Annotated in this window: 19 protein-coding genes and 1 tRNA gene; 6 read left to right on the forward strand and 14 right to left on the reverse strand. The window is 54.6% G+C overall.

Annotated features, from left to right (window positions below):
- Positions 1 to 4 precede the first annotated feature (4 nt).
- The 6 genes from purD to E5354_RS08260 all read right to left on the reverse strand — a co-directional run bounded on the left by purD (position 5) and on the right by E5354_RS08260 (position 7,354).
- Complete coding sequence (gene purD, locus E5354_RS08235; protein ID WP_123395405.1) at positions 5 to 1,282, reverse strand: phosphoribosylamine--glycine ligase; 1,278 nt, start codon at positions 1,280 to 1,282, stop codon at positions 5 to 7.
- A 41-nt stretch (positions 1,283 to 1,323) separates the two neighbouring features.
- Complete coding sequence (locus E5354_RS08240; protein ID WP_246863773.1) at positions 1,324 to 2,871, reverse strand: class I SAM-dependent RNA methyltransferase; 1,548 nt, start codon at positions 2,869 to 2,871, stop codon at positions 1,324 to 1,326.
- The gene (locus E5354_RS08245; protein WP_123395407.1) at positions 2,871 to 3,791 is read right to left on the reverse strand and encodes a serine O-acetyltransferase; all 921 of its coding nucleotides are present in this window, start codon (positions 3,789 to 3,791) and stop codon (positions 2,871 to 2,873) included. The genes E5354_RS08240 and E5354_RS08245 overlap by 1 nt, the downstream gene beginning before the upstream one ends.
- A gap of 95 nt (positions 3,792 to 3,886) precedes the next feature.
- Positions 3,887 to 4,459 carry an RsmD family RNA methyltransferase gene (locus E5354_RS08250; RefSeq protein WP_123394988.1) on the reverse strand — a complete coding sequence of 191 codons (573 nt, stop codon included), beginning with the start codon at positions 4,457 to 4,459 and terminating at the stop codon, positions 3,887 to 3,889.
- Complete coding sequence (locus E5354_RS08255) at positions 4,450 to 5,289, reverse strand: DUF3822 family protein (protein ID WP_135947166.1); 840 nt, start codon at positions 5,287 to 5,289, stop codon at positions 4,450 to 4,452. Before E5354_RS08255 ends, E5354_RS08250 begins: the two co-directional genes overlap by 10 nt.
- Before the next feature lie 13 nt (positions 5,290 to 5,302).
- Entirely contained in the window at positions 5,303 to 7,354 is a 2,052-nt protein-coding gene (locus tag E5354_RS08260) for an Ig-like domain-containing protein (protein ID WP_135947167.1), read from the reverse strand.
- 239 nt (positions 7,355 to 7,593) lie between these two features.
- Between E5354_RS08260 and E5354_RS08265 the strand changes: the two genes are divergently transcribed.
- Positions 7,594 to 7,666, forward strand: a tRNA-Pro gene (locus tag E5354_RS08265).
- 132 nt (positions 7,667 to 7,798) lie between these two features.
- Here the strand turns inward: E5354_RS08265 and E5354_RS08270 are convergent.
- The 4 genes from E5354_RS08270 to E5354_RS08285 form a co-directional block, all read right to left on the reverse strand.
- Positions 7,799 to 10,267 (reverse strand): glycoside hydrolase family 31 protein, encoded by a 2,469-nt coding sequence (locus tag E5354_RS08270; RefSeq protein ID WP_135947168.1) that lies wholly within the window; start codon positions 10,265 to 10,267, stop codon positions 7,799 to 7,801.
- A gap of 27 nt (positions 10,268 to 10,294) precedes the next feature.
- Complete coding sequence (locus E5354_RS08275) at positions 10,295 to 11,920, reverse strand: RagB/SusD family nutrient uptake outer membrane protein (RefSeq protein ID WP_246863774.1); 1,626 nt, start codon at positions 11,918 to 11,920, stop codon at positions 10,295 to 10,297.
- A 20-nt stretch (positions 11,921 to 11,940) separates the two neighbouring features.
- Positions 11,941 to 14,898, reverse strand: coding sequence for a SusC/RagA family TonB-linked outer membrane protein (locus E5354_RS08280; RefSeq protein ID WP_135947170.1), 2,958 nt, complete (start codon positions 14,896 to 14,898; stop codon positions 11,941 to 11,943).
- Positions 14,899 to 15,004: 106 nt separating this feature from the next.
- On the reverse strand, positions 15,005 to 17,452 hold the full coding sequence (locus E5354_RS08285) for a helix-turn-helix domain-containing protein (RefSeq protein WP_135947171.1): 2,448 nt from the start codon (positions 17,450 to 17,452) through the stop codon (positions 15,005 to 15,007).
- Positions 17,453 to 17,611: 159 nt separating this feature from the next.
- Here E5354_RS08285 and E5354_RS08290 point away from each other — a divergent pair, with 159 nt between their 5' ends.
- Genes E5354_RS08290 through E5354_RS08300 form a run of 3 tightly spaced genes read left to right on the forward strand, consistent with a single transcriptional unit; the run spans position 17,612 to position 20,998 of the window.
- Positions 17,612 to 18,805: a pyridoxal phosphate-dependent aminotransferase gene (locus E5354_RS08290; protein ID WP_123394993.1), complete on the forward strand. Its 1,194-nt coding sequence runs from the start codon at positions 17,612 to 17,614 to the stop codon at positions 18,803 to 18,805.
- A gap of 57 nt (positions 18,806 to 18,862) precedes the next feature.
- Positions 18,863 to 19,624 (forward strand): polyprenol monophosphomannose synthase, encoded by a 762-nt coding sequence (locus tag E5354_RS08295; RefSeq protein WP_123394994.1) that lies wholly within the window; start codon positions 18,863 to 18,865, stop codon positions 19,622 to 19,624.
- A 12-nt stretch (positions 19,625 to 19,636) separates the two neighbouring features.
- On the forward strand, positions 19,637 to 20,998 hold the full coding sequence (locus tag E5354_RS08300) for a dihydroorotase (RefSeq protein WP_135947172.1): 1,362 nt from the start codon (positions 19,637 to 19,639) through the stop codon (positions 20,996 to 20,998).
- Between the two features lie 79 nt (positions 20,999 to 21,077).
- Here E5354_RS08300 and E5354_RS14190 read toward each other — a convergent pair whose 3' ends face one another.
- On the reverse strand, positions 21,078 to 21,218 hold the full coding sequence (locus E5354_RS14190; protein WP_168353856.1) for a hypothetical protein: 141 nt from the start codon (positions 21,216 to 21,218) through the stop codon (positions 21,078 to 21,080).
- A 216-nt stretch (positions 21,219 to 21,434) separates the two neighbouring features.
- Here E5354_RS14190 and E5354_RS08305 point away from each other — a divergent pair, with 216 nt between their 5' ends.
- Together E5354_RS08305 and E5354_RS08310 are read left to right on the forward strand one after the other, a co-directional pair.
- Positions 21,435 to 23,282, forward strand: coding sequence for a 2-oxoacid:acceptor oxidoreductase subunit alpha (locus tag E5354_RS08305; RefSeq protein WP_123394997.1), 1,848 nt, complete (start codon positions 21,435 to 21,437; stop codon positions 23,280 to 23,282).
- A 12-nt stretch (positions 23,283 to 23,294) separates the two neighbouring features.
- Positions 23,295 to 24,308 (forward strand): 2-oxoacid:ferredoxin oxidoreductase subunit beta, encoded by a 1,014-nt coding sequence (locus tag E5354_RS08310; protein ID WP_123394998.1) that lies wholly within the window; start codon positions 23,295 to 23,297, stop codon positions 24,306 to 24,308.
- A gap of 215 nt (positions 24,309 to 24,523) precedes the next feature.
- Here the strand turns inward: E5354_RS08310 and E5354_RS08315 are convergent, their stop codons facing one another.
- The 3 genes from E5354_RS08315 to E5354_RS08325 are packed head-to-tail and all read right to left on the reverse strand — an operon-like array spanning position 24,524 to position 26,032.
- Positions 24,524 to 25,000, reverse strand: coding sequence for a DUF5024 domain-containing protein (locus E5354_RS08315; protein ID WP_135947173.1), 477 nt, complete (start codon positions 24,998 to 25,000; stop codon positions 24,524 to 24,526).
- Between the two features lie 30 nt (positions 25,001 to 25,030).
- Positions 25,031 to 25,537 (reverse strand): hypothetical protein, encoded by a 507-nt coding sequence (locus tag E5354_RS08320; protein ID WP_123395000.1) that lies wholly within the window; start codon positions 25,535 to 25,537, stop codon positions 25,031 to 25,033.
- A gap of 3 nt (positions 25,538 to 25,540) precedes the next feature.
- Positions 25,541 to 26,032: an RNA polymerase sigma factor gene (locus E5354_RS08325; RefSeq protein WP_123395001.1), complete on the reverse strand. Its 492-nt coding sequence runs from the start codon at positions 26,030 to 26,032 to the stop codon at positions 25,541 to 25,543.
- Positions 26,033 to 26,112: the final 80 nt, after the last annotated feature.

Raw genomic sequence — 26,112 nt, forward strand, 5'->3', positions numbered from 1 at the left:
GTGATTATTTCTGTTGCAGGACCATAAGGTCGCGGCCTATGTCGCGACGGAAGTAACGGCCGTCGAAGTCGATGAGCGCGATTGAGGCGTAGCTGTTGGCAAGCGCGTCAGCTATGCTGTCGCCGTAGGAGCTTACCGAAAGTACTCGTCCGCCCGATGTCACTACATTGCCCTCGGCGTCACGCTTGGTGCCGGCGTGGAACACGGTGCTTTGCGTCACCTTGTCGAGGCCGCTGATGAGCTTGCCCTTTTCGTAGCTTCCGGGGTATCCGCCCGACACCATCATCACGGTCACCGCCGTGCGCGGGTCCTGACGGAGCTCAAGGTCGCCGAGGTTGCCTCGGGCGGCTGCCTGCATCAGCTCGACGAGGTCGCTGTCGATGCGCAGCATTACGGCTTCGGTTTCGGGGTCGCCCATGCGCACGTTGTACTCGATTACCATAGGTTCGCCCTCAACGTTGATGAGGCCGAGGAATATGAATCCGCGATAGGTGATGCCTTCCGATGCAAGTCCCTTGACTGTGGGCTCGATTATGCGTGTGCGCACCTTCTCCATGAATGAGTCGTCGGCAAACGGTACGGGGCTCACTGCGCCCATTCCGCCGGTGTTGAGTCCGGTGTCGCCTTCGCCAATGCGCTTGTAGTCCTTGGCTACGGGGAGCACGCGGTAGTCGTTGCCGTCGGTTAGCACGAATACCGAACATTCGATGCCCGAGAGGAACTCCTCGATTACCACTGTAGCCGATGATGCTCCGAACATTCCCGAAAGCATCTCCTTAAGCGACTCGCGGGCCTCCTCGATGGTGGGGAGTATGAGCACACCCTTTCCTGCGGCCAGTCCGTTGGCTTTGAGCACGTAGGGCGGCTTCAGCTCTTCAAGGAAGCGGTATCCCTCCTCGATGTTGTCGGCAGTGAAGCTGCGGTAGTGTGCGGTGGGGATGTTGTGACGCACCATGAACTGCTTTGCGAAGTCCTTGCTGCCTTCAAGCGCGGCACCTGTGCGGCTTGGGCCTACGACAAGTATGTCGCTGTCGGCAAATCGGTCGTAGATGCCCTTTACAAGCGGGTCTTCGTTGCCTACGACAATCATCTTGATGCCGTTGTCGGTTACAAACTTATCGATTGCGTCGAAGTCGGTAGGCGACATGTCGACATTGGTACCATACTGGGTAGTGCCTCCGTTTCCGGGGGCTATGTATAACTTGCCGAGAAGCGGGCTTTGGCTTATTTTCCATGCGAGAGCCGATTCACGGCCTCCCGAACCAAGAAGCAGAATGTCGATGGGTTGCTGCATATTCACGGGTTGTTAAATGGGTTACTGCGTTATTTGTTTTCGTTGGATGATGAGTCGTTGTTTTCGTCGTTGCGCTTCCATCCGCGACGGCGCATTACGGGAAGGGTGGGCTTGCGTCCGAGGATTGACTTCAGCGCCTTTTCGTTGCGGCGTATTGCCAGCGGGTTTTCCGAAGGTTCCTGAGTCGGCTCCTCTTCGGGCTTGTTTGACGGATATTTCTTGCGGCCGAGCGGTTTCGGCTTATATTTTTCCTTGAGTGCGTTGTGCTTCTCGCCGCGCTTTTCGGGACGGTCGCCTTTCTTGCCTCCGAATCCTTTGCGGCGTGCGTTGTTGCGCCATTCGTCGTCGGTGAGGCGGCGTTTGGGCTTGTTCTCCTTGGGCGTGGGGTTGCTCTCGGGATCCTTCAGCGAATGACCTTCGCGACGGAAGCTCTTGTAGTCGCCCTCGAAGATGATGTATTCGCGGAGCTCACACTCGAGCGAACCGTTAAGCAGGGGCATCTTCAATGAGGGGGCCAGTCCTATGCGACGGAAATACTCGTCCTGATATCCGATAATCCAGGCGTGGTAGCCCTTGAACACGTTTTTGAGCTTGTTGCCTATCATCTCGTAGAGGCCGTCCATGTCGTTGACCGAGATGCGCTCGCCGTAGGGGGGATTGGTTACGAGCACTCCGTCGGCGGGAGCCTCGGTCCACTGCGACAGGGGCTTTATGCTGAGGTTGATGTAGCGTCCCACGCCGGCCTGCTTGATGTTTTGCTCGGCGATGGCGATTGCCTTGGGCGATATGTCGCTTCCGTAGATCTTGTAGTCGAATGTGCGCTCCTGCGAATCGTCGTTGTAGAGGCTTTCAAATAGTTCTTCGTCGAAGTCCTTCCACTGCTCGAATGCAAAGCGCTTGCGATAGACTCCGGGATTGATGTTGGCGGCGATGAGGGCGGCTTCGATAAGGAATGTGCCCGATCCGCACATGGGGTCGACGAGCGGACACTCGCCTTTCCATCCGCTCTTGAGCAGAATGCCGGCGGCCAGCACTTCGTTGATGGGTGCCTCGGTCTGTGCCACGCGATAGCCGCGCTTGTGCAGTGACTCGCCCGATGAGTCGAGCGACAGCGTGACGCGGTTGCCGTCGATGTGCACGTTTATCATCACATCGGCATCCTGCAGGCGCACGCCGGGACGCTTGTCGGCACCGAAACGGTCCTTGAAGAAGTCGACGATGCCGTCCTTGACGCGGTAGGTGACATAACGCGAGTGAGTGAACTGCTCGGAGTTGACAACTGAATCAATGGAGAATGTCTTGTCGATTGATAGCACCGAAGTCCAGTCAAACTCCTTTGTCATCTCATAGAGCGCGTCGGGGTCCGATGCCGTGAATTTGTAGATGGGCTTCAGGATGCGCAGGGCGGTGCGGCAGCACAGGTTGGCCTTGTAGAGAGTGGCGAGGTCGCCTTCAAACGCTACCATGCGGCGTCCGGGCTGTACGTTCAGGGCGCCGATTCCGCGAAGCTCGTCGGCCAGGATCTCTTCCAGTCCTTGGAAGGTCTTTGCTACCATTTCAAATTTTTCAGTATTCATCACTGCTTGATTCTTAAAACGTTGTTGGCTTTTGCTTGAATGAGTCGTTCTCCCGGGGCTACATTCTGGGTTACCCAGATGTTACCTCCTATGATGGCGTTGTCGCCTATTGTTATGCGTCCCAGGATGGAGGCGTTGGAGTATATGATTACGTTGTTTCCTATGATGGGGTGACGCGGTATTCCCTTGATGGGGTTGCCGTCGGGGTCCATGTCAAAGCTCTTAGCTCCGAGCGTCACACCCTGATACAGCTTGACATTGTTTCCGAGGATGGCGGTAGCGCCGATTACCACGCCGGTTCCGTGGTCGATGGTGAAGCCTTCGCCAATGGTGGCTGCGGGGTGTATGTCGATACCCGTTTCGCTATGGGCCTGCTCGCTTATCATGCGGGGTATTATAGGCACATCGAGCTTTATCAGCTCATGGGCTATGCGGTAGTTGCAGATGGCGCGTATGCCGGGATAGCAATATATCACCTCCTGGGTGGAGGTTGCAGCAGGGTCGCCTCGGTGGGTGGCGTAGACATCGGTGTTGAGGAGCCGGCGCAGATTGGGGAGCTGCTTGATGAACTCGGCCGCTTTTTCGGCTGCCTTGTGCTCCATCTCGTCGTAATCGGGAGCTGTGTCGGTGCATATATCCATCGACAATCCGGCGTGAATCTGTTCAACGAGCAGGTGGTAGAGCTTTTCGGCCCACAATCCGGTGAAGTAAGTCACATTGTTGCGCGTTACATCGCTGTCGCCGAAGAATCCGGGAAAAATCAGGGCTCGCGAAAGGTAGATGATTTCCTTGACCGCCTGCTGTGAGGGAAGCGGTTGGCCCTGCCACTGCGAGGGGCAGATGTTGGTCAGGTTGTCGGTGTCCGACAGTCGCCTGACAGTGTCGCGAAGCGTTGCTTCATGTTGCTGATTCAATCCCATCGTTGTACTTGTGAATGCCGGCATATAGTGCTCCCCGGCCTATTCGTTGCAAAATTAGCCAAAAATCCCCATATTCACAATTGTGACACTCTTATTTACTCATTTTCATCCTTTTCGGATGTTGCTTCATTATCGCCCGGACGGAAGAGCGAGAAATTTACCGATCCGTAGGTGCGGTGGTCGAAGAATCCGGGAAGCGACGAGAAGTCGTAGGCCTTGGAGTGCTCGACTATTACGATGGTGTCGGGCGACAGCATCCGTGAGCCGAGTATGCGTGTGGGTACCTCGCCGAAGTTGGGCAGGTCGTAAGGGGGGTCGGCGAAGATTATGTCGAATTTGGTTGAGCAACTCTCGATAAACTTGAATGCGTCACCTTTAATGAGGTTGAGGTTCTTGCAGTTGAGCTGCTGCGCCACCTGCTTGATGAACTTGTATTGAGTGGCGGCTTTTTCAACCGATGTCACTTCGGCGCATCCGCGTGAAAGGAACTCAAATGTTATGGCGCCCGTTCCGGCAAACAGGTCGAGAGCCTTCAATCCGTCGAAGTCGACCATGTTTTCAAGCACGTTGAATATGTTTTCACGCGCAAAGTCGGTGGTGGGGCGTGCTGAAATGTTGGTGGGCACGTCAAATCGGCGACGGCCGAATTTTCCTCTTATTATTCGCATAGCGGCAGTATTATTAAGTCAAACGGAGCTTTTTCCCATTGCTCGTCGTCCTTGGGCACGTAGGCGGGCGGAACCACCGGCATTACATATCCGAGGAATTTGCGCAGAATGGGGGTGATTTCATCGCGCAACGCTTCATCGCCGGCTATAAGGTGCTCGTTGCCGGCAGGGTCGAGGTCGAGCATTTCTCGACAGGCCATGATGTAGTAGACGGCATCCATGATGTCACGGAACCGGAATGTGTTGGCCATGCGCAACGAGTCATTGCCCAGCACAATGATGTCCATCGCGTCGCGGCGCAGGTTGACATACATCTTGCCGGCGTTGTCAATGCGGTTCTTGTCGAAGAAGTAGCGGCATTGCGGCGACAGGTTGTGCCTTATCGCGGGATTGTTGAACGTGCGACGCATAAAAGCCGTTATGTCGCTGTCGACCGACATGACAATTGTAGCTCCTATATGCGTCATGTCGTCTACAATCACTTCGCCCGAGGCGGCTTCCTCGCCTATGGCCTTTATGAGCAGTGACTGAGTCATGTCACTGTCGACGGCGATGATGTCGTCGGGTACTATCGCAAACCGAGGTGTGTCGATCAATATGTCAATCTGCAGGAAGTCGCTCAGCAGCACGGGATTGTCGTAGACCACCTCCTCGAGCGATTTCATCAGCGATGCCGATGACGATTCGAGCGGCAGGCGGCGGTAGATTGCCGATGCTGTGTCATCGGGATTGTAGGCGAGGGCATGAAGCGAGTCGTGTCCGAGCCGCAGGGCCAGCCGACTGCTTCGGGGCTCTTTTATGGTTTCCTTGTCAAGAACGCATATTCCCATATCTGACAGTCGGTTAGCGGCGCAGATTGCGCAGATTGTTCTGGTTGTTCATGTTGCCTATGTTGCTCGAGCCGTTGGGGTTGCCGGGACCGAAGAAGTTGGTGTCGTCGTAGTAGCCGTCCTCATCTTCATCGCGGTTGCGGTTGTCGTTCTCGTCCTCGACAAATGTTCCGTCGGGATTGCGACGGCGTTTCTTCTCCTTGGGCTTGTTCTTCTTTATCTCCTGAGGCTTCTGAAGGTCGATGGGAGTTTCATATATGTCCCAGCTTTGCTCGACATCCCAGTTCTTTTTCAGGACTATCTTCTTGGGATAGTAATATACCTCCTCGGGCTGTATGGAGTCGAGAAGATTGCCGGTATCATACTCGCCGTTGCCGTTGCGGTCGATATATAGTCGGGCGTAGTAGGTGCCGGGTTGCAGATAGGGAAATTCCGCAACACCGTCCTTCAGCGGAGCTATTGCAACGGGATTGTCGTCGGAGCCGAGCACCTCGACAATGGCCGAGTCACGCACACCGGTGACATTGAATGCGAGCAGCGAGTAGTCCTCCAGGGCACGGGCGGTGAACTCATGCTTGAACGGCTTGTTCCACTCGTTGTAGATGCCTACTATTGATGCCGAGTCGGCTGAGAATCGGTATCTTACGCCGGGTTCCCACTTGTACTCCACTTTGTAGCGCATGGTGTTGAATGGGTCGACCCTCACGAGTTCCGGCACGGCAAGGGTGTCGAATATCGTGTCGCGTATCATTTCAAGATGCAGTCCTTCGGGAATGATGGTGTCGAGGGGCTGGTTCACCTCAAATATTATAGGCAGGTATATCTCCTGGGTGTTGCTTGTCTTTGCCGATATGTTCAGGAAGGTGAGCTGAGGGCCGACGATGGAGTCGCTGTTCTCCTCGTCGTCTTTTTTCTTCTTTACCTTCTTTTCCTTGGTTTTGTTGGCTTTGGGTTCGCGATATAGCACCCTTATCGTGTCGTTGCCCCACGACAGCTGTTGCAATGTGTCGGTGCGCAGGAAGTGCAGTGCAAGCATCATTGTGTCCTGGGCCATAAGGGCTGTGTCGGTTATGAAGTATTCGAGTGTGTCGCGAGTCATACCCGTGTTTAGTATCGCAAGCTCGTCGATGCGCTTTCCTGCTGCCGGGCCGTTGAGCAGAGTGATAGTGGGGAATGTGTCGCTCGGAGCCGCGAGGTTGAGCAGAAGGCGACGGCGGTCGGGACGGGTGTAGTCCTTGAGGTATTGCGCCTTATATCCTTCGTTGAACCATGTGAGCAGGATGTCGTTGGGGAAGTAGTTGGTGCCCGGATGGGTGACGATGGAGTCGCGGCCGTCGAGCGTTATGAGTGTGTCGCTGACAGTAGTGGGTTCGGCGTAGGGTGACACTGTCACATCGTAGAACGCCACATCCTCGGAGCGATCCCAATGGTAGTCGCGGTTGATGTCGTTGAGCGCATAAATGCGGTAGTCACCGGGCTTAAGGCCTCTTATTATGAACTGGCCGAGCTGGTTGGTGCGTCCGATGCGTTCAAGCGGCAGTGTAGTTATTGCGGTGTCGGAGAGGTTGCTGTAGACACCCACGAGCATATTCTGCGCAGGCTCAAGAGTGCGAGCCTCGAAAACCATACCGGCTATTCGCAACGAGTCGATCGAGTCGCCGGTCGAGAAGTCGATTGCAAATCCGTCGAGCGTGTTGCCCTCGTTCAGGTCCTTTATCGCGTCGGAAAAGTCGATGGTATAGGTGGTATTGTCCAGCATAGAGTCACGCAATTCGGCCGTGACACGTTTGCCGTTTGCCGTAATCGACGGGATGTTCTTCTGAGGAGGCGACACTACGACCTTGTTCATCACATCCTCCACTTGCACATTCTCGTTAAAGTCGATGGTGATGTGATTCTTCTTGAAGTTAACAGAGCCGATAGCGGGGTTGCTCTGTACGTAAACCGGCGGGTCGACATCGTATTCGCCTCCGGTAGGACGGCCCATTGAAGCGCATGCGGCGAGGATAAACGCTGCAACCGCTGCCAATATCAGCCTCATATATGTAACATCGTTTAATTTCATGTTGACAAAGATACGAATAAGTCGAGTGCAATGCCAAATTTATTTGGCCATTGCCGAGCGTGAGTATCTAAGAAGTATTCAAAGATACGAATAAGTCGAGTGCAAAAGCAAAATTTATTTTGATTTTGCCGAGCGAGAGTATCTAAGATGCAATCAAAGATACGCAAAAAATAAATTGTGGCACATTTTTAGTTGATGATTTATAAAAAAGCATTATCTTTGTGGTCGCAAATCGCGCTCGGGGTGTAGCACAGTTGGCAGCGCGCCACGTTCGGGACGTGGAGGTCGGAAGTTCGAGTCTTCTCACCCCGACATTCAGGACTACCTGACATTCAGGTGGCCCTGAATTTTTTTATACCCTCCGTTCATGAATGCGAAAAGGGGCGCCGCTGCAGAGGTAAGCGGCGCCCCTTTATAATTATGAGGGATGGAAAATGTAGAGGACTACAGTTTTACCGATGTGGCATTGCCGTCGTAGCTTACGGTGCGCGTCACTTTGAGGGCCGCGGTGTCACCTGATTCGGTGTCGGGGTTTACGATGACGATGTTGAAGTTGCGATTGTTGAGCATTCCGGGATATGAACCGTTGCGTTGACCGATGTGCAGAGTGCGGGTAGCGTCGTCCCAGCGGAAAGGAATTTCAGCAAACATACCCTTCTCGTAGTCGTAGCTTTCGCCGTCGTCCTCGTAGAGGATGAACTCACCGTCGTCGCCGGGATATACGCGCAGCTCAAGGTTGTCCCAAGGCTTTTCGGTAGTGTACTGCACCGCAGGGCCAAACGGGATGATGCTGCCACTCTTTACATATACCGGCATGCGGTCGATTGGGGCGAGGCACTGCACATTCTTGCCGCCGTCGCTCACCTCGTTGCTCCAGAAGTTATACCACTTGCTGCCTTCGGGCAGATAAACGTTGACGGGCGCTGCCGCCTTGGTTATGTCGGGGTATATGGCATGGCCGTTCTTGTCGGCGTCAAGATAGGTGTAGAGAGGATCGGTGACGGGCTTTACGAGAAGCGCCTTGCCAAACATATACTGGTCGTCGAGCGTAATCGCCTTGCGGTCGGCGGGGAAGTCCATTACGAGCGGACGCATCATTGTGCCCGAACGCTGCACCACATCGCCTGCGAGGCTGTAGATGTAGGGCATGAGGCGGTAACGAAGCTCGATGGCTTTCTTCTGGGCGTCAAATGCCCAGTCGCCGGGATTGCCGAAGTTGTAGAGTTCGCTCACCATAGGCGACGAGCAGTGGTTGCGCATCATGGGCATGAAGCATCCCCACTGCATCCAGCGCACTTGGAGTTCCTGCATGGCAGGGCTCTTGGGATCATTTTTGTAGTCCCAGCCGAAGAATCCGCCTATGTCGGTGTTCCAGAACGGGATTCCGCAGATAACATAGTTCAGTCCTGAAGGAATCTGGTTTTTCATCACGTTCCAGTTGGAAACCACATCGCCGCTCCAGCTGAATGTGCCGTAGTGCTGCAGGCCGAATGTTCCGCAGCGCGTCATCTGCACCGAGCGGCGGTTGTTGCCCTTCATTTTGCGCTGATGTTCGTATATTCCCTTGTTGGTCATCAATGCGAATGCATTCTTGACACTGCGCCACGAGCCGTCGTGGGTCATGTAGTCGGCATCGCCCGGAGCCTCGAAGTGGTCGGGCTCGGTGGAGTCGGTCCACCATGCGTCGATGCCCATCTTGTAGAGGTTGGTGAGATATTTCCAGTAGATGTCACGCGCCTTGGGGTTGAACGGGTCGTAGGGACGCACACCGCGGTTGCGCGGCCATGTTTCAAACGGCAACAGCGCGCCTATCTTGTCGAGCTCGCGGTATTGGTCGGTCCACGGGCCGAAATTGGCCCAGATGGATATCATCAGCTTCGAGTTGTTGTCGTGAACGTAGCTCACCATCTCTTCGGGCGACTTTATACGCGGGTCGGGATACACAGCGTTGGGGTCTTCGTCGTTGGGCAGGTAACGCATCCATTTGGCATCGCCCATCTTGTTGATGTAGTGAGGATTGACAAATTTCATCGCGTTCCAGTTGGAGTCGCAGCCCCAGTATTGCCAGTCCTGAACCATTCCGTCGAGCGGAATCTCGAGGGCGCGGTAACGGTCGAGCACATCACAGAGTTCGTCGCTGCTCTTGTAGCGTTCGCGGCACTGCCAGTGTCCCAGTGTCCAGATGGGGAACATGGTAGCTTCGCCGGTAAGCGAGCGTATGCCGGCAATGACGCCGTCCTGAGTGCCGTCGCGATAGATGAAGTAGTAGTCGATCGAGGGTGCTACCTCCGAGGTGAACGATGCAATGTTGTCAATGTCGGTAAACCGTGAGTCGCCGGCATTGTCCCAGTACAGTCCGTAGCCTTTGTCGGATGTGAAGTAGGGTATCGTGATGTTGGTGTTGCCACACCACATCCTTACATCCTGACCGCGCTGGTTGAGAACCGGAGATTGGCGTTGACCGAGTCCGAATATCACCTCGGCTGAGTCAAGATTGTAGGACTGGCTCACTTTGAACCGTCCTTCATCGACTTTGTTGACGCAGGGAGCGTGGCTCGATGCGCTTTCACTCAGCAGTAGATTGCCTTTGGAGTCGGAGAAGCGCACATTACCGTCGGCTCCTATTGAGGCTGTCAGGGACGACGACTTCAATGTCACGCCGTTGGCCTTGCGCTCAGTGCCGAGCGTCACGCTCTCAGGCTGCATGATTACCGAGTAGCTCTTCTTGTCGGGAGCCGTTGCGCCCGGATATTTGCTTACTCTTACGATTGAAGGTGAATAGAATGTGACACGGGTGGTCCACTGCCCGTCGGGGGTGACGGTGGCTCCTCCATTGTCCACACTCACGCTTTGAGCCGTGAGTGTGGATGAGATGGATAGGATTGCCAGACCTAAAACTAAATTTTTTATCATAGAAAATGGATATATGGTTGGTTGACATTAATATCCGGGGTTCTGGTGCAGCTTGCTGTTGGTGAGCAGCACCTTGTTGGGTATCGGGTAGAGGTTCTTGTCGGCGTTGCTCTTGTCGTGGGAGAACCATGACTTGGTAGTGAACGCGTTGAAGCGTACCATGTCCTGACGGCGACGGCCTTCCTGACAGAATTCCCATCCGAGCTCGTCGAGGAAGCGGCCGTAGGTTATGTCGGCACCGCCCTCCGACGAGGTGGCATACTCGTCGCGGCGACCGTAGTCATAGACGCTGCCGCCCTTGAGCTGCTCGTCGGTCACGACTGCCTTCTCGGGGTTGTTGGGGAATGCGCGTGAGCGCACCATTGTCACGAGCTCGCCTGCGCCCGGCTTGCCGTCACGCATCAATGCCTCGGCCTTCATCATGAGAATGTCGGCGTAACGGAAGAGAGGGAAGTCGTTGCTGAGGCGGTTGGTGATTCCGTGGGCATACTCAAACTTGCCCCAGCGGAAACCGTCGTCGACATCCGATGCGTCGATTGAGGGAACATCCACTTCATATATGAGAGGATTGCCGTCGGAGCTGCGCAGGAGGATGTTGCCCGATGCGTCATATTGCTGTCCCTGGATGTACCACTCGGCAAGACGCTTGTCGTCGGGGTCGAAGCTCTTGATGAACTGAGGAATTGCGCATACACCACCCCAAGGACGGTCGGTGAAGCCGTAGGTGGCCTGGTTCTCGGGTGCGAGAGTGTAGAGGTGGAAGTCAAATGCATTCCAGTCGGTCACGTAGATTTCATCGAACGGAAGGGCAAATATTATCTCCTTTGAATTTTCGTTGGCGGTGACAAATGGGGCGTTGATGTCGGATTCAAGACCGTAGTCGCCGGTGGCCTTGGCATGTTCGATGACAGCGTTGCAGTGGGTCACACATTCGTTCCACATGGCCTGTCCGGTCCACACTTCGGCGTTGAGATACATCTTGGCAAGCAGGGTGTGGGCGGCCCACTTGTTGAAACGTGCGTAATAGTATCCGCGTGCCTGGTCGGAGAGGAGGGGAAGATTGTCGTTAACCTCCTTCACGATGAAGTCAAACACCTGCTTGCGGGTTGACTGTTCGGGCAGCTCCACATCCTTGAAGTCGGTGATGATGGGCACATTGCCGTAGAGGTCGATGAGCACGTAATAGTAGGATGCGCGAAGCACTTTCAGCTCGGCAATAAGACGCTCGCGTGCATCGCCCTGAATGTCGATGACATTGTCCTCGATCTGCGACAGCACACGGTTGCAGGCAGTGACACCGTTGAACGTGCGCTCCCAGCCGTTGAGCACGCCTTCATCCTCGGTGGTCCATGTGTGCTGATGCCAGCGCTTGTAGATGTATCCGTCGACCCATCCTATACCGAGTCGGGCCGGAATGACATCCTGGTCGGCCGACAGCTCCTGCGACCTTACGACACCTTGCCACAGCAGCATTGTCTGTCGCCATGGGATGTAGGCGGCGTTGACCACGTAACTTATATCGGCTTCGGTTTTGGGTTCATATTGCGATGACACGATTGAGCCGTAGCTCTCGTCCTTTAGTTCGGTGCATGATGCCGATGCAAGCAGCAGAGCCGCCATGCCAAATGCTTTGAATATATTATGTTTTTTCATCGTTGTATTCATTTATCAGGTTAGAAACTTACGTTGACTCCGAATGTGAACGAGCGTACCTGCGGATAACGGTCGCGGGTGTCGTAGCCGGGGGTGAGTCCGTCGGTCGACACTTCGGGGTCGATGCCCTTGTAGTGGGTGAATGTGAAGGCGTTGAGCACCGAGCCGTAGAGTCGCAGCGACTGGATGTACTTGCCTATCTTGCCGAATGTGTAGCCGAGCGTTATGTTGTCGATTTTCCAGTAGTCGCCGTCCTCGATGTAGTAGCTGTTGAACTCGGGCTCTACCTCCTTGCTTAGAGGCACTTTGCCGAACACGGGGTCAAACACTGTCTTCAGTCGGTTCTCGAAGCGGCTGTTTTTGGTGTTCTCGTAGTTGAGGCGGGCACCGTTGATAACCTGGAATCCGAATGCGCCGCGCATTGTCACGTTGAGGTCCCAGCGGCGATAGCGCAGGGTGTTGTTCCATCCGGCATACCATTTGGGTAGACCGTTGCCTATCACGTGCTTGTCCTCGGGAGCGTGGGTGAAGTCCTTGTAATTGACGAGCTCGCCGTTGCGGTCCTCGTAGATCCATCGTCCTTCATCGTCGACATCCACTACCTTGAATCCGTAGAAGTTACCGATGCTCTCGCCTACCTGCACACGGTGTGACGAGGTCACCTGACCCGAATATTCGGCTGTACCGGTGTCGAAGAAGTCATATTCGGTCTTGAACACGCTGCCCGAGAGGCTCTTCAGCTTGTTGGAGTTGATCGAGAAGCTTGCCGAGGTGGTCCACTCGAAGTCACGCATCTGTACCGGAACCACGTTTACGAGCACCTCGACACCACGGTTTTCCATTGTGCCGCCGTTGGCTGTTGTGACATTATACAAATTTGGAGGAGTTGGCACCGAGTAATCGTAGATGAGGCCGTCGATGCGACGGTTGTAGAAGTCGATTGAACCGTTGATGCGGCTGTTCCACGACATGAAGTCGATACCTACGTTGAACTCTTTCTTCTCTTCCCACTTAAGGTCGGGGTTTGGGTTTGATGCCGGAACGATGGTCTGGATCCACTGTCCGTCGAGGTAGGCGTAGGAGCCGTAGCGCAACATTGCCACTCCGAGGAATGACGCACGCGGCTGTGAGCCTGTGACACCGTAACCCACACGGAGCTTCAGGTCGTCGAATATGTTCTGGTCCTGCATGAACTTCTCCTGGGTTATGCGCCATCCGAGTGATACCGACGGGAATAGACCCCATGCGTTGTCGGTTCCCCACAGCTGGCTTGCGCCTTCGTAGCGCAGGGCGGCCATGAGCAGGTATTTGTTGTCGTAGGAGTAGGTGGCGCGGCCGAAGAAGCCGATGAGGTTGGTGAGCGACTTGGAGGAGCCAACATTGGCTTTTCCGTCCTTAAGAGCCGAACCGATGCCGATGTTGTGCCATCCGCCGAAGTAGTCGTCCTGGAATCCCCAGTTATCCACCCAGATGTTTTCGTAATTGTTTTCGTTATAGCTGTAACCACCGAGTATGGTGAACTTGTTGCGTCCTATCGATGCGTCATATTGAGCTGTGAGTTCGAGAAGCTTCTCGACCGAGATCGACGAGCCTACCGATGACCATCCTTTGTAGCCGTCGCGACGGGCCGATATGTGGTTGAGCGTTTCGCTGTAACCACGGTTCATCACGAATCGGTTGTAGGAGTAGTTGGCCTGAAGGGTGAGGTCGCGTATGGGGTTGTAGGTGATGCCGGCGTTATAGCGCAGCTGGGTGTTCTTTACATCGCCGTCGGCCTCGGTGAGAAGTGCCACGGGATTTTCATACTCAAACTTGCTGAGGTTCTCGTACCATGAGCCGTCCTCGTTGCGCACGGGCTCGGTGGGGTTGCGTCGGGTTGCCTGGCTGTAGGCCACGCCGCGGAAACTGCCGCCGCTGACGGTCGATTCGCGCCAGTCGGAGCGGCCGAGAAGTCCGAAACGCAGACGCACTTTATCGTCAAAGAGTCGCTGCGTCACCTCGATGCGTGCGCGGAAATTCTCAAAATTGGAGCGCTTCATGATACCTTGGCGCGAAGCATAGTTCACGTTGGCTATATAGTTGGCGCGTGATGTTCCTCCCGATAGCGAAAGGTTGTGCACATGGCTCACCGGGGTGCGGGTTATCTCGTCGACCCAGTCGGTGTCGTAGCCTTGGTCATAGTCGGGATATAGCTGAGCAAACTCCGATGCATTTAGCATGTCGTGCTTCTTGGAGATGTGTGATGTGCTGATGTAGCCGCTGTAGTCGACTCTTAGAATTTCGGAGCCGCGTGCCTGCTTGGTGGTGATCAGGATTACGCCGTTGGTGCCTCGTGTACCGTAGATGGCTGCCGCCGATCCGTCCTTGAGCACGTCGATGCTCTCGACATCCTCGGGTGCCACGGTGTTGAAGTCGCCGGGTATTCCGTCAATTAGAATAAGAGGTGCTGTGTTGGCGCCGCCGATTGTGCTTGTACCGCGCAGGCGAATCTGGGTGTTGCCTGTAGGGTCACCTGAGGGATTGGTGATTGCAAGTCCTGCGACTTTGCCTTGAATGAGCTGACCCACATCCTTTACGGCGCCTTTGACGAAGTTTTCCGACTTGACGCTGGCGACTGAGCTTGTTACATCGCCTTTACGCTGCGTGCCGTATCCGATTACGACAACTTCGTCAAGATTCTGTGAATCTTCAATCATCTTAATGGTCAGTTCTTCAGTCGATTTTAGTGTTACAGTCTGTGGGATGTAGCCTATATAACTGACTTGTAGCTGTTTACCCTCGAGGGGGGGGGGTAGCGTAATAGAGAACCGGCCGTCGATGTCGGTCGAGGTTCCTATTGACATTCCTTTTACCATTACGGTAACTCCGGGAAGCGGTTCGCCCGATTGCGAATCCACTACGTTTCCATGGATGCTTTGTTGAGCGTAGGATGATAATGTAAGGCTCAATAAAAGCAAAAGTTGAAACAATTTTTTCATGTAAGACAATTTTAGGTTAATGAAAAATGATTGGTTCAACAAAATTATAAAAGAGGCCCGTCACCGTGACAACACGGATGTTGAATAAAAGGATATGGATGTTGATTTATTGTTGACTCTTGGCGACGCGTTGAGCGTATTCGCTTGGCTTACAGCCGTATTCTTCCACGAAGCATCGGCTCATGTGACTTGTTGAGCTGAAGCCTGTGCGGTCGGCTATTTCGGCCATTGAGAGTCGTCCTTCCTCGACCATTGCGGCAGCATGATTGAGGCGGATGCTGCGTATGAATGAGCTGGGCGACTTGTCGAGCAGGAATGTCATCTTCTTGTATAATCCCGTGCGTTCCATGCACAGCTCCTCGCTCAGTTGCTTTACCGAAAAGCCTCTCACTCCTATGTTGGCCTCGACAAGGTTTATGGCCTTCGCTATGAACTCCCTGTCCTGCGTCGAAATTGCCGGCTCGGCTTCCTCATTGCTTTGGGTGGTGCATGCCTGGTCGGGATCCCGGCTGTTGTCGGCCGCCCTGTCGGCTTGTCCGCGCTCGTAAAAGTCACATCGCTCGATGAGATTGTGGATGCGCATCAACAGCATCTCTTCGCGATGCTTGCGCTTCAGCCTGTTGCGCGTAATGTGCTGATATATGGCAAATGACGCTACAATCAACGCTATTGCTACAAGGATGTAAACGATTATGGCACCGCGTGTTAACCACCACGGGGGAGTGATGACAAATTGCAGTGAGTTTACGGGAGCGTCGTCAAGTGTCGACGCGTCGGTGGCGGCGGCAACCTGCACTGTGTATCGGCCCGGAGGCTGATTCATGAATTTCAGGTGCATGAATCCGTTGCGGTCGACGATGCCGTTGTCGTCCGACGCCGAATAGACGGTCCACGGCGCGTCGTTGTCGATGTCGGTGAGGATGCGCACCTTGAATGTTGTCAGCATTGGCCGCGCATAGTTGAGCGACGCTATGTCGAGCGAAAGGTTGTTGTCGTTAAACGGCAACGTGACGGTGGCACCGGGATGAATGTCGATGCGCCGGTTGTCGGCTGTGAACCGGGTGAACACGGGATTGAACGTGTCGGGCTCCACCGACATCGAATCGGGATGGAATACGGTCCACCCGTTCTGACCCTGGAATACGAGAAAACCGTTGTCGAGCCGCCTGGCCCGCTGCGGTATATATTCGTTGGAAAGAGCACCGTCATATATGTCAAAGCTGCGCACGGTGAATCCTCCGTCACTCTCGGGCCTCACCGACGATATTCCGTAGGCCGTTCCCGCCCACATTGTGCCGTCGGCGGCCTCGACAAGCGACTTCACGTTGTTGTTGACGAGTCCGTTTTCGGTGTAGAGGATTACGCTGTCGCCGGTGTTGCGTGTCACTTTCAGTCCGTCGGAAGTCGCGCTCCACAGCCATCCCCGCGAGTCGGTGATTGTGTCGTTGATTCTCAATGCCGTGCCGTGTCGTTCTCCGAAGCTGAATGTCGCGGGCAGCATTTCAGGCCGTTCCTCCGAAGAGTGCATCCTGAATCTCAGCGGGTGGGAGTAGAGCAATCCCGAATGATAGGTGCCTATCCACACTCCGCCGTGGTTGTCGATGAATATAGTGTTGAAATTGTCGGCTTTTATAGGACCGCCTGGAGTCTTTATCTCTTCAATCAGCCTTGGCGAGAGCGAATGTCGGGCGAAATGCCACAGGCCGCCCTGGCTCGTTATCAATATGTCGCCGAGCGGAGTCACGGCAAGAGTGTGCAATATATAAGGAGTGCGCATTATTTCGCGCCACGACAGGGTGCGCGGGTCAAACTGCAGCAGTATCGAATTGCCGAAATTGGTGCGTATCTGATAGATTTTTCCGTCGGGAGAGTACTTTACGAGCGATGAGCCCCTGAACTTCCCGGCGATGTCGTCGCCGTAGGCTCGCGATTCAAACAGGGTGGCCGATGTGTTGCGGTTGATGCCGCGCACCAGTCCGGTGCTGTAAAACAGCATCACCGTGTCGCCCGTCACCTCCAGGTCCTGAAGGTTGCCGCTATCCTTTATCAACGGCAGATGACGCTGACGCTCCACATCCCACAGCCCGGCGGAGTCAACAAGCCAGATGTCGCTCATGCGGTCGAGAAAGAGGTCGTTGACGCGCCCTCCCGAGGGCTTCATCGTCGTGAACATCCCCTCAAGGTCGTTGACATAACCCATGCGGTTTACATCGAGGCACTGCATGTTGTGACGCTCCTTTATCCAGAGCCGGTTGTCGCGTCCCGCATACACGTGATAGGCGCCGTCGTAATCGGCAAGCCTGTACATGCTTGAGTCAACGTAGTGAACATAGTCGAATCCCCCGCCGTTGTAGATGTTGACATTCCCCGAAGTGGTCACGGCCATGCGTCCGTCATGCAGCTGCAGCAGATGAAGCACTTCGTTGTCGCTAAGTCCGTCACGAGCGGCAATGCGTGTAAACACAAGGTCGTCGACCCTGATCGAAGCACTTGAGGTGACGATGACGGCAAGAAGCGTGATGATTGCGGCTATCAAGCGGTGGTAGCGTTTCATGATGTTGCAAAATTATTCATTTTTTGGAATAAAAAACTTCAAAATGTCATGAAAAAATATTTTGTCATCCAAAGTGGCGTTTTTGTGTTGAATGTCATTTTTATTAATTAACTTTGCATCAACTATTAGTATACGGTAACTTAAAAATATTGCATAGAGATGAATCACGTGTCAAATCGCGTTCAATCGCTTGCACCGTCGCAGACACTTGCGATGTCGCAGAAGAGCAATGAGCTTAAGGCTCAGGGTGTGGATGTAATAAATCTTTCGGTAGGAGAACCCGACTTCAACACTCCCGAGCACATAAAGGAGGCCGCCAAGCGCGCCGTCGACGAGAACTACACTTTCTACACTCCCGTGCCGGGTTACATGACCTTGCGCAAGGCTATTTCAGAGAAGTTGAAGAAGGAGAACGGCGTGGATTTCGCTCCCGAGCAGATTGTGGTTTCGGGCGGTGCAAAGCAGTCGCTGTGCAATGTGGTGCTGTCGGTGATCAATCCCGGCGACGAAGTTATCATTCCCACTCCGGCTTGGGTGAGCTACGTTGAGATGGTGCATCTCGCCGAGGGCAAGAACGTGCTTGTTCCCGCCACTATCGAGCAGGATTTCAAGATCACTCCCGAGCAGTTGCGTGCCGCTTTGACCGAGCGCACCCGCCTCATTATCTTCTGCTCGCCCTCCAACCCCACCGGCAGCGTATACAGCCGCGAGGAGCTCGCCGAGCTCGTGAAGGTGCTTGCCGACTATCCCGACGTGCTTGTGCTCGCCGACGAGATATATGAGCACATCAACTTCACCGGAAGCTTCACCTCGCTTGCCTCGTTCCCCGAAATCGCCGACCGCGTGTGCATCGTCAACGGCGTGTCAAAGGCTTATGCCATGACCGGATGGCGCATCGGATTCCTTGCCGCTCCGCTGTGGCTGGCACGTGCCACCAACAAGCTCCAGAGCCAGTACACCTCAGGTGCCTCCTCAATAGCACAGAAGGCTGCCGAGGCTGCCTACACCGGCTCGCAGGAGTGTGTCGAGGAGATGCGCAAGGCATTTGAACGCCGCCGCGACCTTGTTGTGGGACTCGCACGCACCATCCCCGGCTGGAAGGTCAACAATCCCCAGGGAGCCTTCTACCTCTTCCCCGAGGTGTCGAGCTACTTCGGCAAGCGTTACGGCGACACGGTGATCAACAACGACTCCGACCTCGCAATGTATCTGCTCGAGGAGGGACACGTGGCCACAGTTGCCGGCTCGGCATTCTGCACTCCAGGCTACATACGCCTCAGCTACGCTACCAGCGACGACAACATCCGTGAAGCCATGCGTCGCATCGAGGCTGCTCTTGCCAAGCTCGTGTGATGCCGGGTCGTTAAACCAAATTTACAAGTATATAAGCAATAACTACAGGATATCTTAATGAAGCCTATCGAGGGTAAATCGGACTGTGTGGTGATTATTCCCACCTACAATGAGCGTGAAAACGCCGCCGCCATCATCGAGGCGGTCATGAACCAGCCTCACGAAATGGATGTGCTCGTGGTTGATGACGGTTCGCCCGACGGCACCGCCGCCATTGTGCGAGGTAAGATGGAGGAGTATCCCGGACGAGTGCATCTGCTTGAACGAAGCGGAAAGCTCGGACTCGGCACCGCCTACATCACCGGGTTCAAGTGGGCCATCGAGCGCAAGTATGAATACATATTCGAGATGGACGCCGACTTTTCCCACAACCCCGACGACCTCATGGCTCTATACAAGGCATGTGCCGAAGGTGGTGCCGATGTGGCCATCGGTTCCCGTTACGTGACGGGGGTGAATGTGGTCAACTGGCCCATGGGGCGCGTGCTCATGTCCTACTACGCATCCAAGTATGTGCGCATAGTGACCGGAATGCCCATCCGCGACACCACCGCGGGATTTGTGTGCTATCGCCGCCGCGTGCTCGAAACAATCAGGCTCGACGATGTGCGCTTCAAGGGCTATGCTTTCCAGATTGAGATGAAGTTCACCGCCTACAAGTGCCGGTTCAAGATTGTCGAGGTGCCCATCGTGTTTGTCAACCGGGTGCTCGGCGAGAGCAAGATGAGTTCGGGCATATTCTCGGAAGCGGTGTTTGGAGTGGTGCGCCTCAAGGTGTGGAGCTGGTTTCACAAGTATCCCGATTGCAGTAAAAAATAGTCAGATATCCCCGTGAACGATACTATCATCTACAATGCCCTGCTGATCAACGAGGGCGAGAAATTCAAGGGTTACGTGGTGACCGACGGCCCGGTCATAGCCCGCGTGGGGCGTGGTGACGCGTCTGCCGATCTCATTGCAGCCTGCCGCGAGGCTGTCGACGCCCGAGGCTCCTATCTGCTTCCCGGAGTGATCGACGACCAGGTGCACTTCCGTGACCCCGGACTGGTGCATAAGGGCGACATTGCCACCGAGTCGATTGCCGCAGTGGCGGGAGGTGTGACATCGTTCATGGACATGCCCAATACCAAGCCGCCAACCGTGACCCAGAAGGCGCTTCGCGAGAAGCTGCAGCATGCGTCGGAGGTGTCGGCTGCCAACTACTCATTCTTCATCGGAGCTACCAACGACAACATGCGCGAGCTCCTTGAGTGTGACTATAAAATCACTCCCGGCGTGAAGCTGTTTCTGGGTTCGTCGACAGGCAACATGCTCGTCGACGAGGAGTCGACGCTCGACCGCATATTCAGCGAGGTGCCGGCCATAATAGCCGTGCACTCCGAGGACGAGGCAACCATACGCGCCAATCGTCAGCGTTACGAAAGCGAGTGTGGAGGCAGCGTGCCGGTTGAGATGCATCCGCTCATCCGCAGCCGTGAGGCTTGCGTGCTGTCGACACGAAGGGCCATCGAGCGCGCCGAGCGATGCAACACGAGGCTTCATGTGCTGCATGTGTCGACCGCCGACGAAGTAGCCATGTTTTCCGATGCACCGCTACCCGAGAAGCGCATAACGGCCGAGGTGTGTGTGCACCACCTTTGGTTCTGCGACGAGGACTATGCCCGGCTTGGGTCGAGGATAAAGATGAATCCCGCGGTCAAGAGCCGTGCCGACCGCGATGCTCTCCGTCAGGGATTGCGCGACGGCCGCATCGACATCGTGGCCACCGACCATGCTCCGCATCTGCCTGCCGAGAAGGAGGGCGATGCCCTCACTGCCGCTTCAGGTGCGCCTATGGTGCAGTTCTCGCTTCCCGTGATGCTGGAGCTTGCCGACATGGGAGTGTTTACCCATCAGCTCGTGGTCGACAAGATGTGTCACGCGCCCGCAAGATTGTATGACATCATGGGGCGAGGCTTCATCCGCGAGGGTTACATGGCCGACTTGGTGCTGGTGAAGCCCGGCGAGGCCTACACGGTGACCGACGACATGGTGCTGAGCCGATGCGGCTGGACGCCTCTTGCAGGTACAACTCTCCACAATCGCGTTACCGATACATGGGTAAACGGGCATCGGGCGTGCCGTGACGGAAAAGTCGACGACACTGTGCGAGGCACGGAATTGCGATACGGCGGTAAACAACTTGAAAACTAACGAAACAAGAGGGGCGGCCTTGCAAGGTCGCCCCTCGTCACTATTAGAATAAGATTAAGGCTTCGTTCCCCAATATTTGTTATCGCTCGGGCAGTTCCTCTCCCCATTTGGGAAGATTCTCCTTCCAGTCGGGATTATTTGCAATATACTCTTTTTTCATTTCGCTAACTTCAGCCCATGATGGGATATTGGTAAATCCGTAACCCTCCTGTTGCTGCAATATTTGGCCATGAAAGTTGTCGAATCTAATAAGGTTCCGAAGAAGTAATCGATAAAAAGACAAATGTAGGTTAAATAAATCGTGAGGATTATTTGCCATGTAAAATATTTAACCGTAAATTTGCGAACCAAGCCACTTGAGCGTCAAAATCAATGACAATCAAGTGCTTTTTATCGATAATAGGCCAAAAAACTAAGTGAAATCATAATAAGCGTCATGTTAGAGAAAACCAATGTAAAGACTCTTGACAAAGTAGTCGTGAGATTTTCCGGCGATTCCGGCGACGGAATGCAGCTTGCCGGCAATATCTTCACTAATGTGTCGGCCGGAGTCGGAAACCAAGTTTCGACTTTCCCCGACTATCCGGCAGAAATCCGCGCCCCGCAAGGTTCGCTTGGCGGAGTATCGGGATTTCAGGTTCATATAGGAACAAATGTACACACACCGGGCGACAAGGCCGATGTTCTTATTGCCATGAATCCCGCTGCCTTGAAGCAGAATGTCAAGCACCTCAAGCCCGGAGGTGTAGTGATTGTCGACATCGACTCATTCAAGGAAGCCGACCTGAAAAAGGCTCTTTTTGAAACAGCCGACCCCTTCAAGGAACTTAACCTTAACGCACAGGTGGTTGAGGTGCCTGTCACCTCGATGACCAAGGCCGCACTTGCCGAATCGGGACTTGACAACAAGTCGGTGTTGAAGTGCCGCAACATATTTGCTCTCGGCCTCGTGTGCTGGTTGTTTGACCGTCCGCTGGAGGCTGCCATGCATCATCTTAAGAATAAGTTTGCCCGCAAGCCCGCCATTTACGAGGCCAATGCCAAGGTAATCCAGGCCGGCTACGACTACGGGTCCAACATACACGCCTCGGTGTCGACCTACCGCATCGAGTCGGAGGACATTCGTCCGGGACACTATACCGACATCAACGGCAACACCGCCACTGCATGGGGATTGATAATGGCCGCCGAGAAGTCGGGCCGTCCGCTCTTCCTCGGAAGCTACCCCATCACTCCCGCCACCGACATTCTTCATGAGCTTGCCAAGCGCAAGGATCTCGGCGTGAAGGCCGTGCAGATGGAGGACGAGATTGCCGGAGTTTGCTCGGCTATCGGAGCGTCATTTGCCGGAAACCTCGGCGTCACTTCAACTTCGGGCCCCGGCCTTGCATTGAAGAGCGAGGGTATAGGTCTTGCCGTTATGGCCGAGCTGCCGTTGGTGGTAATCGATGTACAGCGCGGAGGCCCCTCGACCGGACTTCCCACCAAGACCGAGCAGACCGACCTTATGCAGGCCCTCTACGGTCGCAACGGCGAGTCGCCCCTGGTGGTAGTGGCTCCCGCATCGCCCACCGACTGTTTCACCATGGCCTTTGAGGCTTCGCGCATAGCGATTGAGCACATGACTCCCGTGATTCTGCTATCCGATGCATTCATCGGCAACGGCTCGTCGGCATGGCGCATCCCCGACGATGACGAATATCCCGCCATCAAGCCCCATTACGTGCCCGAGGAGCTGCGCGCCACATGGCGTGCCTATCAGCGCGACGAGGAGAGCAATGTGCGCTACTGGGCAATTCCCGGAACCGAAGGCCTCACCCACCGCCTCGGCGGCCTTGAGAAGGACTTTGTGACCGGTGCCATATCGACCGACCCCGCCAACCATGAGAAGATGGTGTATGTGCGCAAGGCCAAGATTGAGAAGATTGCCAATGACATTCCCGAGCTCGAAGTGCTGTGTGACGCCGATGCCGACACGTTGCTCGTGGGCTGGGGTGGTACCTACGGACACCTCTACACCGCAGCTCAGGAGCTGTGCAAGGAGGGCCGCAAGGTGGCGTTTGCCCATTTCCGCTACATAAGCCCGCTGCCCCGCAAAACCCGCGAAGTGCTTTCGCGCTACAAGAAGGTGATATGCGCCGAATTGAACACGGGACAGTTTGCCGACTATCTGCAGAGCAAGTTTGCCGGACTTGAGGTTAAGCGCATCAACAAGGTTCAGGGTCAGCCCTTCCTGGTGCAGGAGGTCGTTGACGGCGTTAAAAAATTTATGGACGAAAAGTAAAAAGTTACGACTATGGATTGCATAAAATATACAGCAGCTGACTATAAGAGCGACCAATCGGTGCGCTGGTGCCCCGGATGTGGTGACCATGCCATACTCAACGTGCTCCACAAGGCTATGGCCGAAATAGGCGTGGCTCCCCACAACACAGCCGTGATTTCAGGCATCGGGTGCAGCTCGCGCCTCCCTTACTACATGAACACCTACGGATTCCACACCATCCACGGCCGTGCTGCCGCAGTGGCTACGGGATTCAAGGTGGCCAATCCGGCAATGACCGTGTGGCAGATTTCGGGTGACGGCGACGGCCTTGCCATAGGCGGAAACCACTTCATCCATGCAGTGCGTCGAAATGTCGACATCAACCTGCTGTTGTTCAACAATAAGATCTACGGCTTGACCAAGGGTCAGTATTCACCCACAAGCGCACGCGGATTTGTGAGCAAGTCATCGCCCTACGGCACTACCGAGGATCCGTTTATCCCGGCCGAACTCGTGTTTGGCGCCCGTGGCAACTTCTTCGGCCGCTCGATCGATGTCGACCTGCCCATCGCCCAGGAGGTGATGGTGGCCGCCGCCCGTCACCGTGGCACTTCGGTTGTAGAGATGCTTCAGAACTGCGTGATATTCAACAACGGCATACACAACTACATCAGCGACCGCGAGTTCCGTGCCGAGCGCACAATTCATCTGCGTCACGGCGAGAAGATGCTCTTCGGCAAGAACATGGAGAAGGGACTTGTGCGCGACGGATTCCTGCTGAAGGCTGTCGAGCTGGGCAAGGACGGATACACGATCGACGATGTGCTCGTTCACGACGCTCACACTCCGAGCAACTTCCTCCACCAGCAGCTTGCCATGATGGACGGCTACGACTTGCCGCTTGCTGTGGGCGTGATCCGCGATGTGGAGAGCCCCGTCTACAACGAGGAGATTGACATGCAGATCGAGCAGGTGCGCGCCAAGAAGGGATTTGACCGGTTGCGCGACATGATTCTCGCAGGCGAAACCTGGGAGGTCAAGTAAGCCACCCGATCGGTGTTACGATAAAAAGCGAAGCGCGATTGTGTATCCCACACAGTCGCGCTTCTTTCGTTGTTAGTGGAGGCGTCTTCGGCCTGTTGTATTAATCTCTATAGAGGCCGTTCCCAATTTTCAGTGTCCTCCACCCGATTACTCAATTCAGTGCATTAAAAGCTATTCTCTTTATTTATATGTTATCTTTGTTTCGGTATGGTGGTCTATAGCATCGCCGTCAGCGGCAGGTTCATCTGGGGCAGCTTGTCGCGGCGTATCATTACGTTGACCGCGCCGTTGTCCTTTCCGTCGGGACGGAATATGTAGGTCACCGTTATCTGCTCGCCGTTGGTTATTGTGGCGCTGTACATCGTTTCGCGCTTGTTGAAGTAGTAGGTAAACGACACCTGGTTGCTGTCGCTCGATATGATTGCCTTATCGGCCTGCTCTTCATCGTCCATGAACGCATCCTTAAGCCGTTGCGCGAGGGCTTTGCTGTTGATGGTGTAGGTGCGCACGGTCTTTTCGATTTTGTGGTTCTTGGGATTGCGCGTGGTTACCGAGTTCACTATCACCGACTTGTCCTTGGCTATTGCGTTTATTGCCGACTGGATGTTTTTCTGGGCCGAAATTTCGACCGAACATGCCACTGCGAATACCACTGCGAGCAGCAGGCTCTTGATGATGCTTGATGAGTTCATTGCTTGGAGTCTATTTGATTGATTAATTTATTATTGTCTGCCTTTTTGTTCTATTTCGTTCTCGGCCTGCTGGAGGTTGCGGTAGGTTTCGAGAGCCTTGCGCTCCACATCGTCGGCATGGGCGATGGTGGCCTCTATCTCGGGCATTATCTCGTTGATGTTGCTGTTGACCGTGTTGCCCACTTTCACGTAGCTGCCGTCGTAGATGCTCGTCGAGGATGTGCTGTCGGTGAACAGCGCTATTCCCACGCTCACCATCACAGCCACCATGGCTGCGGCGGCTATGCTCCACCTCACGAGCCTTATGCGTATGATGCGGCTCTGTCGGCGGTTCTCCTCTATGAGCCGGCGGGGATCCTCCTCCATCTTGCCGTCATACCACGCAAACATCGGGGCGTACTCTTGCAGCGACTGAGGCACATCCTCATTCTTGAAAAAGTCATATAGCGCCTGCTCTTCGGCGTTGCTTGTTTCACCGTCAAGAAACTTTTCGATGTAGTTCCTTACGTTTTTCTTTGTTATAATAGTAGTGTTCATCGTTCAATTGGGCATGAATTGTTGTTTTATTCTTTTTCTTGCTCTCGACAGGTTGACGCGCACGGCTCCGGGATTGCTTCCCGTTATTGCGGCTATCTCTTCGACCTCGAAGCCTTCGACATGCTTCATCCTCAGTATCGATTGCTGGAGGTCGGGCAGTGCCGATATTGCGTCGAATATCTCCTTGAGGCTCTCCTCCCGGATGATTTTCATTTCAGTTGATTCGTCGCCTTTTACATCGTATAGCTCGTCGATGTCGACCACTCCTGCTCGGCGGCTTCTTATGCAGCTTATTGCAAGATGCCGCGTGATGACCGAGGCCAGTGATTCTACGCTTCGGTAGTCTTCGAGTCGGTCACGCAGAAACCATAGCTTCAGCAGCGTGTCCTGTACCACATCTTCGGCATCGTCACCGTTGTTGAGGTACCGGATGGCGAGCTGCAGAAGTTGCGGACGCATACGTGTTATTCGGCTTTCAAACTCTTTCCGTTCCATATTCACCTATATGACGCAAAGATATCAATATTGTCCTAAATAATTTTTGAGTGCTACTCAACGTGCAGAGGCATCAGCCT

Origin of the sequence: Muribaculum sp. NM65_B17, from assembly GCF_004793735.1 — a bacterium.
Lineage (GTDB): Bacteria > Bacteroidota > Bacteroidia > Bacteroidales > Muribaculaceae > Muribaculum > Muribaculum gordoncarteri.